A 16412-nucleotide genomic window follows, 5' to 3' on the forward strand; every position below is an offset into this window, starting at 1 on the left:
TATTCAAATATTCCTGTGGACGGGGCATTCAAGATGCACTCGCCGTGAAGATAGAAGGCGACGGACGCATGGCTTCCACGCTGCCGCTTCTCATAAGCGTGCGGCAGGGTCGCGGCGCGCGGTGCTTCGCGTGCGCGCTGGAGGGGCCAGCCGTCAGCCCGCGTAGGCCTCGAAGGCCTTGCGCAGCGCGAGAGGGAAGGGCTCGGGAACCATTCCCTCCTCCTTTTTAGCCATGCACGCTATCTGCTGTTCACCTCGGGCGACCAGCTCGCGGCGTCCGTCCTTGAGCCGGTAGTAGTCGAAGCGCATGGCCACGCGGTTCTGTGAGAGTCCGCCCAGGCGCATCTCGATGAGCAGGTCGTCAAAGGCGCGCAATTCGTCGAGGTACTCGCACGAGCAACGTGTCGTCACCAGGGAGAGGCTCCGCCCTAGTTCCTCAATGATGGAGGGCACGTGCTCGCGCAGGAACATCTCCCGGCAGCGGCCCTGCCAGCGCAGATGGTTCACGTAATAGACATTGCCCACGAGATTCGTCTCCTCGAACCCCACGGTGTGCTTGAACTCAAACGCCTGCATCCGTCACCCCCGGCAGTGCCGCGAGCACCAAGGAGGTCCCGGCACCCCGCACGTCCACCCGCAGGGTGGTCAGCTTTCTTCCCCCGGCCCGGAAGAGCCCCCAGTCACCTTCCAGCGCGGCGCCCAGCATCAGGGGAGTCGTCTCCGGAAGGCCCGCCTTCTTGAGACACTCCAGCGCGGCCCATACCCGCGTGGCGGCGATGTCCAATGGCTCGCCATGCTCGCGGGCCACCAACTCCGCCAGCGCCGCGCGGTCCGCCCCGAGCAGTTGCTGCCAGAGGGCGGGCGGGCGAGGCTCCACGGCCTGTAGATCGCACCCCACTTGACCTGGCCCGGTGATGGCGAGCGTCAGGTCCCCAGCATGCGCCGCCGACACGCCGACCCCGTCCTGCACGGGCTTGCCGTCAGGCCGACGTGGGACCTCTCCTGTTCCGCCTAGCAGCATGCGCAGCGCGCGGTCGCTGCGCGCCCGGCGGTCCGCCCTGGCATCCTGGTCGACCGCCACATGGAGTCTGGCCCCCTTGAGCAGCTCGCCGAGGCGCCGCTCCGTATAGGGTGCGAGCAAGGATGCGGGCCAGGCTTCGAGCTTCGGTGCGGCCTCCATCACCTGGAGCCGGAGCCCTTCCCAGCGTTCAATGAGTCCCCCCTCCGTGCCACGGATCTCCACGTCGTAAACGAAGGCCCGCTCCGTCCGACTTCGCTCCTTCGCAACGATGAAGCGTGGCGTGCCGGGCGTTCCGGGGCGCACGGAATCGACGCCGCTCGGGATGAGCACTTCATGCGGGATGCACGCCTGAATGCCATGGATCGCCGCGTCCCGGGCGGACGGGTCACCCATCACCATTTGCTGCGGAAGGAATCGGGCGAACCAGGGCGCGTTATTGGCCGGGGTCAGCTCGGCAATGCACTCGGTGGCACGAAGCCGGTGGTAGTGGCCGATGCGGCGGAAGCGGCCTCCGTGGAAGAAGAGACCGCCATAGAAGTCGCCCAGCGGCTCAGGTGGCTGGGGCGCAGCGAGGTCCACGCCGAGCGGCAGTAGAGGCGCGCTATCTGCAGGGAGGGGCGCGGTGTCAACGCGACAGGTCGCCCGGAAGTGGTCCACCTGGAACCCGGTCTCGTCAGAGCGCAGTGCCACGTCCACGATGCCGGGCCCTCGTACGAGCGCGGCCACGCGGATGAGCCGCTTCCGGCCGGGAGGCACCACCACGGGGCGCTCGAAGGCGGCGCGCTCGAAGGCGGGGGGCGCGTCCACGCCCGTCAGTGCCATCACCGCCTGGGCCATGGCCTCCAGTCCGAGCACGGCCGGCAGCAGTCGCGCACCCCGGAAGATGTGGTCGTCCAGCGAGAGGTCCGCTTCCGAGGCCAGTTCCGCCTCCACCACCAGCTCAATGCCCGGGTAGTGGACGCGCGCTCGTTCCAGGAAGCGCAGGAAGGGCAGGGGCGGGCTCTCCACGGTGAGCGGGAGGTGCTCACCCACGCGCCCGCTGACCACCACCGCTACGGGGAGTGACGGGCGCGCCAGCAGGTCGCGAAGCACGGCGAGGCCCTGGTCTGGAGGGATGGCGCTGATTCCCTGCCGAGCGAGCGCCTCCACACGGCCTAGCTTCTCGCCCATTCCCACACCGGACCAGATGGACCACTCCATCGACACGCACCGGCATGCCGGGCTCACCGCGCTCAGGTGCTCGGTGAGCCGCGTCAGCCACTCGTTGGAGAGCGCATAGTCCGCCTCGCCCGCCATGCCCAGGCGCCCGATGATGGAGCCGAACGCGACGAAGAGGCGCAGTCGCTCCGGTACCACCGCCGCGAGGACGTTGCGCGCTCCGAGGTACTTGGGGTTGAGCGTTGCCAGCAAAGCCCGTTCGTCCAGTTGTGCGACCAGTCGGGGCACGTTGGTGCCCGCGCCGTGGAGGATGGCGGTCACCGGACCCAGCTCGGCCTCCACCGTCAGCACGGCCTGCTTTACCGCCTTCGCATCAGTGACGTCTGTAGACACGTAGCGGACCTTCACCCCGGCCTTCTGGATGCGGGCGAGGTTGGCGGACAGCTCCGCGTCTTTCTCGGGGCGAGAGCGTCCGAGCAGGCCCAGGCTTGTGCCCGTGCGCTGGGCGAGGTCTAGGGCGCACTCGGCGGCAATCCCCTTGCCGCCGCCCGTGACAAGCAGCACGTCGTCCGGGCCCAGGGGAAGGTCTCCCCCCATATGGGGAGGGATGAGTCGCAGCCGGGGAACTCGGCGCACGCCGGCAGAGTCGTAGCGGCACTCGATGAAGCCCCGGGTGGCTGCCACGGCTTCGGCGTGGATCCACTCCTCGGCGCGAGGATGCTCCGGTGGAACGTCCACCACAGCTACCGCGAGGTGCGGGGCCTCCTGATGCAGCGTCCGGGCGAAGGCTGAGCCACCCCCGCCGTGTTGCACCACGAGGAACCTCGGTGCCCCCGGCGCAGCGAGTGCCGCGTGCGTGGCCTTCAGCAGAAGTAGCGCGTGCTCGGGGTTGAGCTCGGCGGGCAGGCATACCGCGATGCCTCCACCTTCCACGGTGGGCGGCTTCGCGCGGAGCGCGTCGGCCAGTGGGTGGCCTCGGGGTGCAAAGACGTGCCACGCGCCTTCGGTCGGGGTGGATCGGCTGCACGGCGCCGGTTGCTCCACCCAATCGATGGCGAAGGGACGTACCCAGGCGTCGATCCCTGGGGGCAGTAACGGCTCCGGCGTGGCCACCACACGGCTCGTGGCGCGCAGTTCCTCCAGCGCCTGGGCGACGGTGCGGACCCGCGCGTGGGCGTACTCCAGGGGGGCCGTATGGGTGGACATGCCCAGACGCCGTGCGGCCTCCATGACAATCTGTCCTACGCTGATGGAGTTGAGGTGCAGGTCGCCCAGCAGCCGGTCCTCATCACCGATGGCACTCGCGGGCAACTCGGCCCGGGCTGCGACGAGCTCGCGGACGATGGCGAGCGCCGACTCCTCCATCGCACCCTCTGGGACCGTCCCGGACGTGCCTGCCGACGGGGCCACCGTGGCGATGCCGGACTCGGGGCGGGGGGCGGCCAGGGCCGACTCGGGGCGGATTCGGGGCGAGGCGGCAATATTTTCCCCGGGCAGGTCAGGCACCAGCTCACAGGGGTTCTCGAAGAAGGAGGGTTTGCGCTCGAGCGACAGCGAGCGGGTAAAGCGGCCCGTGAAGAGGGCCTCGGGCTGACAGGGCGCGCCGAGCGTGTAGGCCACGGCCACGGCGTGGAGCAGACCCCGGAGCGAGTCTCCACCTGCATCGAGCGGCACCACGGGCGTGCCCGAGCCCTCGCTCACGAGCCCCGACAGCACGTGGCCCGGCCCTACCTCAATCCACAGGTCCACCCGCGGCGAGGCGGCGAGCGCATCCGTGAAGCGCACGGGCGAGGTCACTTGCCTCGATAGCAGCGCGCGCAGATCCTCGTCCGCTCCCAGCATGCCTCCGGAGACGCTGGAGGCCACCGGGCGCAGCACGGGCCCTGGCGCGTGTTTCTCGAGGTGCTCTTCCAGCAGCACGGCGGCGCGTGCCACCAGCGGGGAGTGGAAGGCGTGAGAGACCTCCAGGCGAACCCCCGCGAGCCCTGCCGCGCGGGCGCGAGCAAGCACCGTGTTCACTGCGGGTGACTCGCCGGATACCACCGTCTGCCGCCGCGAGTTGCACGCTGCCACCACGACGGGGAGCCCCGCTAGCAGCGGCTCCACTTCGGCGGACCCGGTCCCGATGCTCGCCATGGCCCCGCTCGAGGCCCCCAGGTCGGCCATCGCCTGGCCCCGCACGCGCGCCAGCCGCTGCAGCCCCGCCTCGTCGAACGCGCCGGCCCAGTGCAGGGAAACCAGCTCGCCCAGGCTATGGCCTAGGGCTACCGAGGCCTCGATGCCCACCTCCGCGAGCATTCGGAGCCCCGCCAGCGAGGCCTGGACGATGGCCCTCTGGGCTACGTCCGTGGATACCAAGTTCGCCCCCTCGGGGATGGGATTGGAGGTGTAAAGCTCACTCACTGGAGTGAAGCGGCGCTGCCAGGCCCCGCCGGTCCGGCGCGAGGGAGAGCCCTGCCCGGGGAAGAGGAATCCCACGCGGGGAGGCCGCATGCCCATGCCCAGGCACACGCCTTTCTCCAGGTCCAACCGGGCCGTGACGCCCTCATCGAGCCATGCGGCGAGCATGTCCAGCCGCTCTACGAGTTCCGCGGGGGTGGAGGCCACGAGCGAGGCGCGCGTGCGGCCACCGGAGAGCCGGCGCTGCACCTCGAAGGCCGCGTCCCCCAGCTCCGCTCGCGACAGGGTGCGGGCCACCTCGCGGAGCCGCCGTGCCTCGCCGGCCAATGCCTCGCCACTGGAGGCGGCCAGCAGGAACAACTCGCAGTCCTGTGCGGAGGATGCCAGCCGCCGCTCCCGGTCCGCAAGTCCCTGCCTCCGCGCACCCGGGGCGCCCTCGAGCACGACGTGAGTATTGATGCCGCCAAAGCCCATGGCACTCACCGAGGCGCGCAGGGGGCGGCCCGCGGGCCACAGCTCCGCCTCCGAGAGGACGCGCAGCATGGCGTTGTCCCCAGTGAGCAATGCGTGGGGCCGGGAGGTGCCGGTGGTGGGCGGCAGCGTCTGCGCCCGGAGCGCCTGCACTGCCTTGATGATGCCGGCGATGCCTGCGGCGGCCTTGGTGTGGCCGATGTTGGCCTTCACCGAGCCGATTGCGGTGGGGGTTGCGCGAGGGCCCGCCTCGCGTAGGGCGGTGGACAAGGCTTCCAGTTCCGTGGTGTCGCCCACGGTGGTTCCCGTCCCGTGTCCCTCGAAGTAGCCGACTGTATCGATGCCAAAGCCCGCACGCTGGTACGCGCGGCGCAGTGCCAGCAGCTGGCCGGCCACCTCGGGGCGGGTGATGCCGCCATGGCCATCCGACGATACGCCCCAGCCACGTACGAGCGCATGGATGCGGAGGTCTCGGGCGCGTGCATCCTCGGCGCGCATGAGCACCACGAAGCCGCAGCCCTCACCTGGCCAGAATCCGGCCGAGCGCTGGTCATAGACGCGCATTTCCTCTGGAGCCAGCGCGCCCGTCTTAGCGAAGCCCACCAACTCGAACGGGTCCAGGCTGAGGTCCACACCGCCCGCGAGGGCGACGTCCAGGTCGCCTGACACGAGAGCAGCGCAGGCCTGAGTGACGGCGAGAAGGGACGAGGCGCACGCGCCATCCACCGTGAAGCCGCCGCCCTTCAGGTCGAAGTAGTTGCAGATGCGCCCGGCAATGGTGTTGGACAGGCCACCCGCTAGCGTTTCCTCACCCACGGGCGCAAAGGGCGCCTTGTAGCGCTCCTCCAGCTCCCCAAGAAAAAGCGCAACTCGCTGGGTGTCCCATCCAGAGCGTCGCAGCGAGTCCTCCACCATTCGGCGCACGTAGGGCCAGCGCAACCGCATCAACTGCGCGCGCGAGAACTCGCCGGTGAGGGTGTTGCCAAGGACCACGCCCGTCGTCTCGCGAGGCAGCCCCTCACCCTCGTCGAAGCCCGCGTCCCGCAGCGCTTCTGAGGCCATGTCCAGGGCCAGCCAGTGCGTCAGGTCCGCAGACCGGTAGGTGCTGCCCGCCACCCGGAAGCGGACGCGGTCAAAGGCATATCCCTCGATGACGGCTGCCTCCTCGACGTAGGTCAGGTCCCGAGCGGTCCTGTCGCGCGAGGCGTAGTCCTCCAGGCGCAGGCGGACGGAAGGAATGCGCCTGAAGGCCCGGCGCTGAGCCATGACCGTCTCCCAGAGCTCCGCCGGGGACCTCGCGTCCGGATACTGGCACGCGAGCCCCACGACGGCGAGGACAGTCTCTCGACTCATGTACGCGGCTCTCCCTGCACGGAGAGGGTGGTAACCCCAGGCAGGGGCTCGGCTCGGCGGGCTAGCATTGCCTGAACGTACAAGGCCCCTCCGCGTGCGGCGCAGATGAGCGTAAGTGAGAAGAATAGGTCGAAGACAACATGCACGGCGACCAACATCCCGTAGGCCGCAGCCACACCCGCGCCGAAGCACACCTGCATGGCGGGGCGCTGCGGCGTCGTTCCCGGGTCCGTCACCATGTAGAAGGTGTAGAGGACGAAGGCCACACCCGTCATCGGTACCAGGGCCGCTGTCAGCGGAGTGCCCGCCACCGCACTGCGCACCGCCGCCTGCACCAAGAAGCCTCCCAGCCACCCCAGGATGAGCGGGATGCGACGGGTGAACCGCGCGTTGAGAAACGTGCCTGTGCACACGATGATGGCAGGAAGGACCCAATCAGCCGGGCCGCGCAGGTTCTCCGTGAAGTGATAGGGCGGCGCGATGCCGATGTGCGGGAACAGCAGGAGTGTTGCCGTGATGCCGAAGTTGGACGGGTTGAGGTAGTGACGCGGCTGGCCCCCTACCGGGACTCGGAAGAGGGTCTTCGAAGCGATTGCCGTTGCCGATGCGAATGCCACCGGCAAGAGCTGCGCGTTGGCGTACAGCAGCATGGCCACCGCTAAGCCGGTGATGTGAGCCGGCAGCAGAAAGTCGATGAATGTGCCCGCGCCGCCGAGAAAGCGCGGCGCCCGGCCCTGGCTGCGTGCCCCCGCCCACTCCAACAGCAGTTCTGCGGAGTAGGCCGCCAGGAGCGAGACGAGCGGATGCGCCCAGGCCTGCTCAAAGCCCAGCACCGTGTGACCCAGCACGTTGAGGAGCGTGATGGCCACAGCAAAGCGTCGAAGACCCGCCACTCGCAGATCACCACTCCACGTCTTCATCGCTTCATTCATCGCGAAGCCTCCGTGACGCCTTCGTCGCCCAGCACGATGGTGTGCCAGCCAAGGGTGAGGTTCAGGCTCTGGTGGTGGGGGCGGCCGGTACCATCACGCCAAGCCACTTCCACATTCAACTTCGCGCTCGCGTCCTGCCGGCCCAGTCCGAAATGCAGCTCTGGGCTGCGCTTACCGGAGTGGCCGTTTCCGCCGTCCACCTGGCCCACCAGATGACGTCCGCCAGGCAGGCGCACCTTCACCGAGGCGCCCAGGGCGGGGGTTCCCTTGCCGCCATAGGGCGCGCGCCCCGCCTCCACTCGTAGCGGGGAGGCGGGCGTGCCAGCCACCGGATGCAGCAAGCGCAGGCCCAGGAAGGCGCCCGGAGACGCCGCGCGGTTGCGGTAGGCGAAAGAAGGCTCCCACTGATTGCCCACCGCGAAGTCGAGAGCGCCGTCCCCGTCCACGTCGGCGGTGGCGATGCCGCGCGTCACTTCGGGCGTGGCGATGCCCAGTTCGGGGGCCAGGTCATGAAAGCGTCCGCTCGAGTCCTGCACCCAGAAGGGATTGTGCTGATGGCCGCTCAGGTCGTCACCGCCCTGGAAGCGGGGCCAGCTCTCCGGGAGGGACAGCATCTGGTCATTGCCGGTGGCCAGTTCCTGCAATTCCGGCCAGCTATTGCGGTTGCCCTTGAGGAAGCCGGTGGCCTGCAATGCCTCCAGCACGCCGTCATTGTCGAAGTCGGCCAGCCGGGCCTCCCAACCCCAGCCACTGCGCGCCACGCCACGCGGCTCACTGCGGTCCACGTACGGGGCCACGCCGTCCTTCATTCGGGCCACCTCACCGGTGCTCTCCCAGAGAAAGTGGCTCTCCAGCAACGAGTACTCTGCCGAGATGTTGCTTACGTAGAGGTCCAGCAGCCCATCTCCATTGACGTCCCCGAAGTCCACGCCCATTCCCTTGAAGGAATCGCGGCCGAGCACCTTCGAGTTGGGCGTGGCCAGGCCCTTCTCGCCGGACAGCGACGCAAAGCGGAACCGTCCCCGCTCGGAGCGGTTGTGCAGCATCCGGTCGGGACCGAAGTCATTGGCGAAGTACACCTCCGGCAGCAGGTCCCCATCCAGGTCCGCCGCGCCCACCGCCAGCGTCCATCCGTGCTCGATCTGCTCCTCCAGCGCAGGGTCCTCCAGCACGCTGCGCATTTCCTGGAAGGTGACGGAAGGTGCAGCGCCGGAGGTGGCGCCCGTCCAGCGCAGCCAGCGGTTGCGCCCGCCATTGAAGGCGCGCGTCATGGAATCCTGCATCCCATCTGGCACTGGCGCGTTCTCGTCGATGATGTGCGAGCCGTCCGGGAAGTAGTTGGTGATGATGAAGTCTGGATGGCCGTCACCGTCCACGTCCGCGAAGGTGGCCGCGTTGCTGTACCAGCGCTCCACCACCGGGTTCACCTCCTGGCGCGTGAATGCGTCCGCGCCCAGGGCCACGGATTGCCCCGGCATGCCCGGCTTCTGGAGGAAGGCCACCGGCGTGCGGCCCCAGTAGTAGACGACCACGTCCGCCCAACCGTCCTCGTTAAGGTCCCTCGGGAGACACCCCATGGGAGCCATGGTGGCGCCATCCCATGGCAGCGGCGATGCGTCCAAGGTGAAGGGCGCATAGCGCGAGGGAGTGCCTGGCACGGGGGCCACGATGACCTGGTCCGTGCGCGTTTCCACGTAGCACACGTCATTGGGCAGGCCATCCGAATCCAGGTCGTGCAGCGCCACCGCGCCGCCGACCGCGGATATCCACCCCTGGATGTGCTTCAGTGACGGATTGACAGGCCGCAGTGATCGAGGAGGGGGCCCGGCCACCGAGGGAAGCTCGTGCCGCTCGAAGCCGAACCGCGAAGCCATGGCCGCGCGCGCTGCCTCATCCTTCGCGGGTGGCCGTGCGAAGCCGTAGAGGCCCAGGACCATGGTGGCCGCCAGGATTTGCGGCAGATAGGCCTGGAACCACATCCTCTTCTGTTCACTCATGCTGCTCCCGAAATAGCGGCGGTCAGCCGCTGGATGTGCTGTCTCCAGAGCTCAAAGCGCGGAGTGTCGCCCTGCGCTCCGGTCACCGCCCGTTCCGCCTGGTCCGCTAGCGGCGCAACCACCGACGCGGGCTTCCCGAAGAGGACATCGCAGGCCAGTTCCACGTGGGGTGCCAGGTTGCCCGCGCGCTCCCGGGCCCGCGCCGCGAACACACTGCCTTGGCGCAACTGCGGGAGGTGCGGGCCCGTGGCGCGCGCGAGCTCCTCCAGGGCCTCACGGTCCACACCGCCCGCGTACGTGCAAGCCAGGCCCACGCCCGCCCAAAGGTCCGGCCACCGCGCCTCCGGGAACGAGCGCACCCGGTCGATGATGCGCCCGACGCCCGCGCCCTCTACGAACCAGAGGCTGCGGCCGAGCCCCTGATCGAACACTCGGGCCGCGTAGCCGGAAAGGGGCTGCTGCCGCCGCTGCTCCACGTAGCGCGCGCCGTGGAAGAAGCCCTCGTGGAAGCCGTAGCCGTCCACCGCGAGCCAGCCGAGCAGCGGGTCCACCCGCATCAGTTTCGGCTCCACGCTTCGCCCCAGGCGTGCCCACGCCCAGCCCATGCCCACGTATGTCATATAGACATGGCGGTAATCGCTACCTTCCAGGAAGCGCTGCACCCGAGAGCGGTCCCACGGTGCCAGCATGTCCAGCAGGGCGAGTGCCATGGCTGCGCCCTCGTACGCGAAGCCGCGGACCTCCGTGTCCACTGCCTCCACTGCCGGCAACAGCGATTCGGGCTCTGGGTCGTCCAGCGCAGCCATGTAGCCGACGATGAACGTGGAGCCGATGCGCTCCAACCGCGCCTGCGCGGGCTCGCCCGCCCCTCGGAAACCACGCTTCGTGAAGCTCGCCTCATCTGGAGCCAGCCCGAAGATGCGCCTGCGCACGGAACGCGCCAGTCCTCGCGGCGCGGCGTTGCGTTGCGTCAGGCGTGCTCTCGCCTTGCCAGTCGATGACCAAAACATGGAGTGGATATCTATACCACAACCTGTGTAGGCTCTAAATGCCGGACGTTGAGGTTTCTTCGTGAGAGGCGGAACAGCGGAATCTCCGGCTCTTTTCTTTGTCTGGGGTCGCCGCCATGAGCGGTGGGGAGCGACAATGATGAGCAGCGCCATGCGCGGTGGACGCACGGGACTGGCGGTATTGACCGTCGTCTGGGTAGCGGTACTGGCGTTGGTGAGCGGGCTCCACCTGGGCCTGAATCGCCAGGAGTTGCTGGCCCGACGCGCCAAGCTACAGGTAGGGCACCTACCCGTCACGTGACACCTCACGTGTCCGGTCACCAGTTGGGCGACCCGAAATTCGAATAGGGGCACCGTCTTCGAGTCGAGACGGTTCACGAACTTCGCTGCCATCACGGAGGCATTCCAGGCTGGCGAGCTCCAGGCGTCCTTCATCCTCGCTCCGCTGGCGATGACGATGAAGCGCCGGGGCCTGCCCATCCGCATCGTTTACTTGGGACATCGTGACGGCACGGTGCTCATGGTGCGCAAGGACGCGCCCATCCAGTCTTTCGCGGACCTGCGCGGCAAGCGCATCGCCATCCCGCATCGCTATTCCAACCAGCGGATCCTCATCCAGAAGTTGATGGACCGGTTCGCCATGACGGACGACGACGTGACGCTCATCGAGTTCCCTCCGCCGGAGATGCCAGCCGGACTGCGCACCGGACAGTTCGACGCGTACATCGTGGGGGAGCCGTTCGGTGCGGCAGCGGAGCTGTCGGACATCGCGCGACCGCTCTATTTCACCAAGGACGTGTGGCCGGACTTCATCTCCTGCGTGCTGGCGGTCCATGAAAAGCTCATCGCCGACCGGCCGGACTTGGTGCAGGAACTGGTGAATGGCATTGCGGCCTCTGGCGAGTGGATCGACTCACCCGGCGAGGACCTGGCTCCGGGGGTGGCGGTGGAAGGAGAGGGGCCCGCAGACCCGTCCCTGGCCATGGTGCCAAAAGGTTGGCCCCGCACGCACCGCATGCAGGCGGCGGCCATCGCCGCGAGACCCGAGCACTTCAATCAGCGCGTCGAGCTGCTTCGCTACGTGCTTACGCAACCGCCAGACCGGGTGCGCTACGTGGACCTGGAACCGGCGCGCGCGGACTTCGAGGAGATTCAGCGCTACGCCGAGCGTCTGGGCTTCTTTCCTCCGTCCTCGCCGGAGAGCCCGTTCGGGTTCGACGACTATACGGATACGCGCTTTGCCCGGCGCAAGCCGGCGGTGGGAGACGTCGCGCCGTGATGCGCAAGGTGCGGTTCGAACAGGTAGCGCTGGGGGTGGTGGGCACGGCCGTGTTCCTGCTAGCGTGGGAGCTGGCCACCCACGACGCGCCGCGCGGGGGAATGCCGGGTCCCCTGGGGACGGCACAGGGCCTCTTTGAACTGGCCGGCACCGGCGCGCTGCTACGCAACGTGGTGGCCTCGGTGTTCCGTGTCTCCTACGGCTTCACACTGGCGGTCATCATCGGCATTCCGCTAGGCGTTTGGGTCGGCTGGTACGCGCGCGCGCACTACGCGCTCAACCCATTCCTGCAGCTCCTGAGGCCCATCTCGCCCATTGCCTGGCTGCCTGTCGCGACGCTGTGGTTCGGCAGTGGGGACGTGTCAGCCGTCTTCCTCATCTTCATGGCGGCGTTCTTCCCCATGGTGGTGTCCACGTCCTCGGCGGTGCGGGCCATCGAGAACCGCTACCTGAAGGCGGCTGAGAACTTCGAAGTGCGCGGAGTGAGGCTGGCCACGCGCGTTATCTTCCCGGCCATCCTCCCGCAGGTCGTCTCCGGCATGCGGCTGGCGCTGGGCATCGCCTGGGTGGTGGTCGTGGCGGCGGAGATGCTCGGCGTGCGCTCCGGGTTGGGCTACCAGGTCAACGACGCACGCAACAACCTGCGCTTCGAACTGGTCACCGCGGCCATGGTGGTCATCGGGGTGATTGGCTTCGGGCTGGATGGAATCTTCCGCGCACTCGAGCGGCAGCAGGTGCTTCAGAGAGGAGCGCGCCCTGGCGACTTCTGAGAATGCGGTGGTGAAGATCCGGCTGAAGCAGGCGCTGAAGCAATTCGGCGCCGGGGCGAAAGCCCTGACGGTTCTGGACCACGTGGACCTGGAGGTGCGCGAGCACGAGTTCGTCGTGCTGGTCGGGCCCTCGGGCTGTGGCAAGACGACGTTGCTGGGCGCCATCGCTGGCTTCGTGGCGTTGGATGCGGGCACGCTGGAGATCGACGGACAGCGCGTGCGGGGCCCGTCCCGGCGGCGCATCTATGTGTCCCAGGAGCCCAGCGTCTTCCCCTGGTTGACGGTGGAGGAGAATGTCGCCTTCCCGCTGGCGGACCTGCCCGCCGAGGCCCGTGAGGCCGAGGTGGCGCGCCAGCTATCGCGCGTGGGGCTCGCGGATTTCCGCAATCACTATCCAGTGCAGCTGTCCGGCGGAATGAAGCAGCGGCTGGAGTTCGCAAGGGCCCTGGCTGCCGAGCCAGAGATGCTCCTGCTGGACGAGCCCTTCGGCGCGCTCGACCCGTTCACGCGACATGAGCACTGCCGCGAGCTGGCTCGCCTGTGGCTGGAGACTCGCAAGACGTGTGTCATGGTGACGCACGACATCGAGGAGGCTTGCGCATTGGCCACGCGCATCGTGGTGATGTCCACGCGGCCCGCGCGCATCATCGACATCTTGGACAACCCGCTGCCCCGGCCAAGGGACCTCACCGGCGATGGCTTCCATGCGCTCAAGACGCGCATCCACAGGCTGCTCCAGCTCGTGCCGAGCATCTGAGCCGCTTCCAGCAAGAACGGTACAAAACACATTCGTCCTTCGTGGAGTCAATAGATGCCGGTGCTGGAACGATTGACGCAGGCCTGCCTGGCCAGGCCGAGACTCGTGTTGCTGGCTGGCCTCTTGGTGACGCTGTTCTTCGTGAGCGGCATCCCGCGACTCAACCTTCGTACGGACGGAATGGCCATCTACCCGTCCGATAATCCAGTCGTCGAACAGTCCGAGGTTGATGCGGAGACCTTCCGGGACCCCGATCAGGTCATCGTCCTGGTGAACTCCCGTGTGGCCGGGCCGCGCGTCGCCAGCCTCGCCGGCCTGCGTTTCCTGAGGGAGCTGGACCGCCAGGTTCGTCGGCTCCCCATCGCGGATGCTGACAAGGTTCGTTCCCTGGCCAGTCTGGTAGACCCCGACCCGAACCTGTCTGCCCTGCAGTACGCCAGGGAGTATCTGGAAGAAGCCCCAACGTCGGAAGCGGAGGCCACGGCGCTACTTGAGCGTGTCGACCGCCATCCACTGGCCCGAGGCCTGTTCCTTTCCCGGGACGGCTCCGCCGCGGCCCTCTACGTTCCCCTGGCCAGGGGCATCGAGCGCCGAGATGCCGTCAGTGTTCTGGAGCGCTGGCTCGCCACCTACTCAGGCTCGGAATTCGAACTGCGGGTCACCGGCCCGGTGGTGGCGGAGGTCCTGCTCGGCCGGCTCGTCCTGCGCGACCTGTTCTGGATGGTTCCCATCATGGTCACGGTGATGGTCCTGCTGCTGTACTGGTACATGCGCACCGTGGCGGCCGTGGTCGCCGTCATGACGGAGGTCCTGGTCGTCATGGCGTGCGTGCTGGGGACCATGGGGTACCTGGGAATCCCGGTCACGCTGATTACCACCATCCTCCCCATCGTCCTGATGGTCATGGGGGCCGCGGATGAGATCCACTTCATGGAGCGGCTGCAGACCCTTCATGACTCGAACCCGGCGGCTTCGCCCGAGCAGCGTCGGGCGCATGTGCGGGCGGCGCTGAGGGAAATAGGGGCTCCGCTGGTGCTCACTTCCCTGGCCACCGCAGCCGGATTCCTGGCCTATCCCTCATCCACCATCCTGCCCCTCCGCGACTTCGGGGTGCTCGCGGCCATGGGGATGGTTCTGGCGATGCTGTCGAGCTTCACCCTCATCCCCGCCTTGGTCGTCGCCATGCCCGGCGCATGGTGGAGGAGGCGACAGCCGAAGCAAGCTCCGGAGCTTTCACCCCTGTCCTCGTTCGAGGCATGGATATGCCGTCACGAAACGGCCTCGTTCCGCCTCGGCGTATTTCTCATCGCTGTGATGCTCCCTGGCAGCTTCTTCCTCTCCATCCAGGACTCATGGCTCGAGAACTTTGACAGGGCGTCGCCGGTCGTGGCCGCGGATGAAATCTTCAATTCCCAGTTCTGGGGGACGTACCGCTTCGACGTCGTCCTCGAGAGCCCGGAGCCGCATTTCTTTCGCCATGCCGACGGACTGGCCTTGGTGGAGGAGGTCTCCCGGCTTGCATCAACCGCGCCTCATGCCGCAGGGGTCATCAGCCATCTGACCCCGCTGGGTGTGCTCGCAAGGATGACGGGCAAGTCGGACGAGGTCTCGCGGTTGCCAGGGGAGGCCCTCCGGACCCTGAGCGCGCTGTCCATACTCCTCAGGAGCCGTATCGACCTGGACCAGTATCAGACGCGGGATGCACAGATGGCTCGCGTGCGCATCATGGTCAGGGCTCCCGACTTCCTCCAGGGCACCGAGCTGCGGGAGCATCTTGAGCGAAGCCTCCCGCGCATCCTGGAAGCTCGCGGAGTGAAGGCTCATTTCAGCGGGGAACTGCCGATCGCCGTCGAGGTCGTTCGAGCCATCATCTCAAGCCAGCTCTACTCCATCGTCTGGAGCCTGATAGGCATCGGCCTGATTCTCTTGATAGGCCTCAGGAACCTCATCCAGGCCGTCGTCGTACTGGTCCCCGTGCTGGCTGGCTCGATACTCGTGTTCGGTGTGCTCGGCTACCTTGGGCTGCCGCTGGGAATCGCCAGCAGCATGTTCCTGGCGCTCTCCGTCGGTTGCGGCACTGACTTCGCCCTGCACTTCGTCCACGCACACAAGGAGGGCCAGAGAGCCGGCCTGGCTCATGCCGACGCTGTTCGCAACAGCTTCGCCTCCGCTGGGAAGGCGGCCCGCTGGAACGCCATGGTCCTGGGGCTCGGTTTCCTGAGTCTGACCTTGTCCTCGTTGAGACCCAATCGCGTCCTGGGCCTGCTGTTGGGAATGGCCATGTTCTCCGCGTACCTCATGACCCTCCTGCTGCTTCCCCGGCTTCTGGGGCTGGCGCGAAGACTGCGCCCAAACCCAATCTCAGATCAGAAAATCGCAGTAAACGTTTGACCCGCACTTCTAGAGCTTGGTACTCTCTGGGTTGTTGTCTGTTTCGCCGTCGGTGAAGTGTGCCCGGCGGCTTACCGGCGTGTTCTCACGTCAAGGGAGAAGCGAATGAACCACAAATCAGGTCTGCGCATCATCGGGGCACTCTTGGGGCTTCTCCTGTCAGGTGGCGCAACGCAAGCCCATGCCGGTGATGTGCAGACCGGCTTTCCCGAGTACGCGGAAGTGGAGTTCGAGCACTCCATCATCACCATCCCCATCATCCTGAAGGGGGAGACCGTCCCAGCGGAGGTGCTCAAGGTCGATGCATTCATGAGGTTGAACCGGGAGAAGCCGGCCCGCAACGGCCTCGGGTATCGCCAGTTCGAGTTCATTATTGATGCGTGGGAACTCTATGGCTACAGCAAGGTCCTGGATGCGTACATCACCATCAAGCTCTCGGAGACAATCAAGCCGAAGAGCCTGGGTGTGTCTCTGCAGAAGGACAAAGACTACCCGGCGATGATTGTCTACAACGCCATCTACGATATCTATGTGAATGAGGTTCGAGTGGGGCAGGGGCGCGCCGGTGTCGCCTTCGCGACCGGCGTGATGGAGATTCCGCCCCGGAACATCACGGTGGCCTTCCACAAGCCGTATTCTTTCTCCCGTACGGGCGGGTCCGTTCCCGATGGCTCTATCTGTGTGACCGAGCCGTGCCCCTGTTCGGGCAACTTCTGCTTCGGGGACGGGACGTGCGAGGATATGGAGCAGATCCCCGAGGCGACCTTCAATGAGGGCGTGGCCAAGGCCGCGAGCTATCGGGTAGCCGCCGCGCTGCAGCCCAAGACGCCCCCGCCCGCTCCGACCAAGAAGAAGGGCAACTGAGGGATGGTC

The 16412-nt window shown here is 67.3% G+C and carries 9 protein-coding genes and 1 pseudogene; 5 read left to right on the top strand and 5 right to left on the bottom strand.

Annotation, left to right across the window (positions count from 1 at the left end):
* Positions 1-153: 153 nt before the first annotated feature.
* The 5 genes from OV427_RS35440 to OV427_RS35460 are packed head-to-tail and all read right to left on the bottom strand — an operon-like array spanning position 154 to position 10264.
* Positions 154-576 (bottom strand): acyl-CoA thioesterase, encoded by a 423-nt coding sequence (locus OV427_RS35440; protein ID WP_267860644.1) that lies wholly within the window; start codon positions 574-576, stop codon positions 154-156.
* Positions 563-6403, bottom strand: a complete 5841-nt coding sequence (locus OV427_RS35445) for a type I polyketide synthase (RefSeq protein ID WP_267860645.1) — start codon at positions 6401-6403, stop codon at positions 563-565. The genes OV427_RS35440 and OV427_RS35445 overlap by 14 nt, the downstream gene beginning before the upstream one ends.
* A complete protein-coding gene (locus OV427_RS35450) occupies positions 6400-7335 on the bottom strand; it encodes an RnfABCDGE type electron transport complex subunit D (RefSeq protein ID WP_267860646.1) in 936 nt (311 codons plus the stop codon). The genes OV427_RS35445 and OV427_RS35450 overlap by 4 nt, the downstream gene beginning before the upstream one ends.
* On the bottom strand, positions 7332-9332 hold the full coding sequence (locus tag OV427_RS35455) for a CRTAC1 family protein (RefSeq protein ID WP_267860647.1): 2001 nt from the start codon (positions 9330-9332) through the stop codon (positions 7332-7334). The genes OV427_RS35450 and OV427_RS35455 overlap by 4 nt, the downstream gene beginning before the upstream one ends.
* On the bottom strand, positions 9329-10264 hold the full coding sequence (locus OV427_RS35460; protein ID WP_267860648.1) for a DUF1702 family protein: 936 nt from the start codon (positions 10262-10264) through the stop codon (positions 9329-9331). The genes OV427_RS35455 and OV427_RS35460 overlap by 4 nt, the downstream gene beginning before the upstream one ends.
* A 442-nt stretch (positions 10265-10706) precedes the next feature.
* Here OV427_RS35460 and OV427_RS35465 point away from each other — a divergent pair.
* The 5 genes and pseudogenes from OV427_RS35465 to OV427_RS35485 all read left to right on the top strand — a co-directional run.
* Positions 10707-11621, top strand: a pseudogene (locus OV427_RS35465) (ABC transporter substrate-binding protein); the annotation flags it as partial.
* Positions 11621-12391: an ABC transporter permease gene (locus OV427_RS35470; RefSeq protein WP_267860649.1), complete on the top strand. Its 771-nt coding sequence runs from the start codon at positions 11621-11623 to the stop codon at positions 12389-12391. The pseudogene OV427_RS35465 and the gene OV427_RS35470, both read left to right, overlap by 1 nt.
* A gap of 10 nt (positions 12392-12401) precedes the next feature.
* Positions 12402-13148: an ABC transporter ATP-binding protein gene (locus OV427_RS35475; protein ID WP_267860650.1), complete on the top strand. Its 747-nt coding sequence runs from the start codon at positions 12402-12404 to the stop codon at positions 13146-13148.
* 54 nt (positions 13149-13202) lie between these two features.
* Complete coding sequence (locus OV427_RS35480; protein ID WP_267860651.1) at positions 13203-15539, top strand: efflux RND transporter permease subunit; 2337 nt, start codon at positions 13203-13205, stop codon at positions 15537-15539.
* A gap of 105 nt (positions 15540-15644) precedes the next feature.
* Positions 15645-16403, top strand: a complete 759-nt coding sequence (locus tag OV427_RS35485; RefSeq protein WP_267860652.1) for a hypothetical protein — start codon at positions 15645-15647, stop codon at positions 16401-16403.
* Positions 16404-16412 lie beyond the last annotated feature (9 nt).

It is taken from the genome of Pyxidicoccus sp. MSG2, from assembly GCF_026626705.1.
GTDB lineage: Bacteria > Myxococcota > Myxococcia > Myxococcales > Myxococcaceae > Myxococcus.

What these genes read in the sequence shown, in the direction of transcription:
- OV427_RS35440 (WP_267860644.1), bottom strand. Translation starts at nt 576, where the DNA reads ATGCAGGCGTTTGAGTTCAAGCACACCGTGGGGTTCGAGGAGACGAAT.
- OV427_RS35445 (WP_267860645.1), bottom strand. Translation starts at nt 6,403, where the DNA reads ATGAGTCGAGAGACTGTCCTCGCCGTCGTGGGGCTCGCGTGCCAGTAT.
- OV427_RS35450 (WP_267860646.1), bottom strand. Translation starts at nt 7,335, where the DNA reads ATGAATGAAGCGATGAAGACGTGGAGTGGTGATCTGCGAGTGGCGGGT.
- OV427_RS35455 (WP_267860647.1), bottom strand. Translation starts at nt 9,332, where the DNA reads ATGAGTGAACAGAAGAGGATGTGGTTCCAGGCCTATCTGCCGCAAATC.
- OV427_RS35470 (WP_267860649.1), top strand. Translation starts at nt 11,621, where the DNA reads ATGCGCAAGGTGCGGTTCGAACAGGTAGCGCTGGGGGTGGTGGGCACG.
- OV427_RS35480 (WP_267860651.1), top strand. Translation starts at nt 13,203, where the DNA reads ATGCCGGTGCTGGAACGATTGACGCAGGCCTGCCTGGCCAGGCCGAGA.
- OV427_RS35485 (WP_267860652.1), top strand. Translation starts at nt 15,645, where the DNA reads ATGAACCACAAATCAGGTCTGCGCATCATCGGGGCACTCTTGGGGCTT.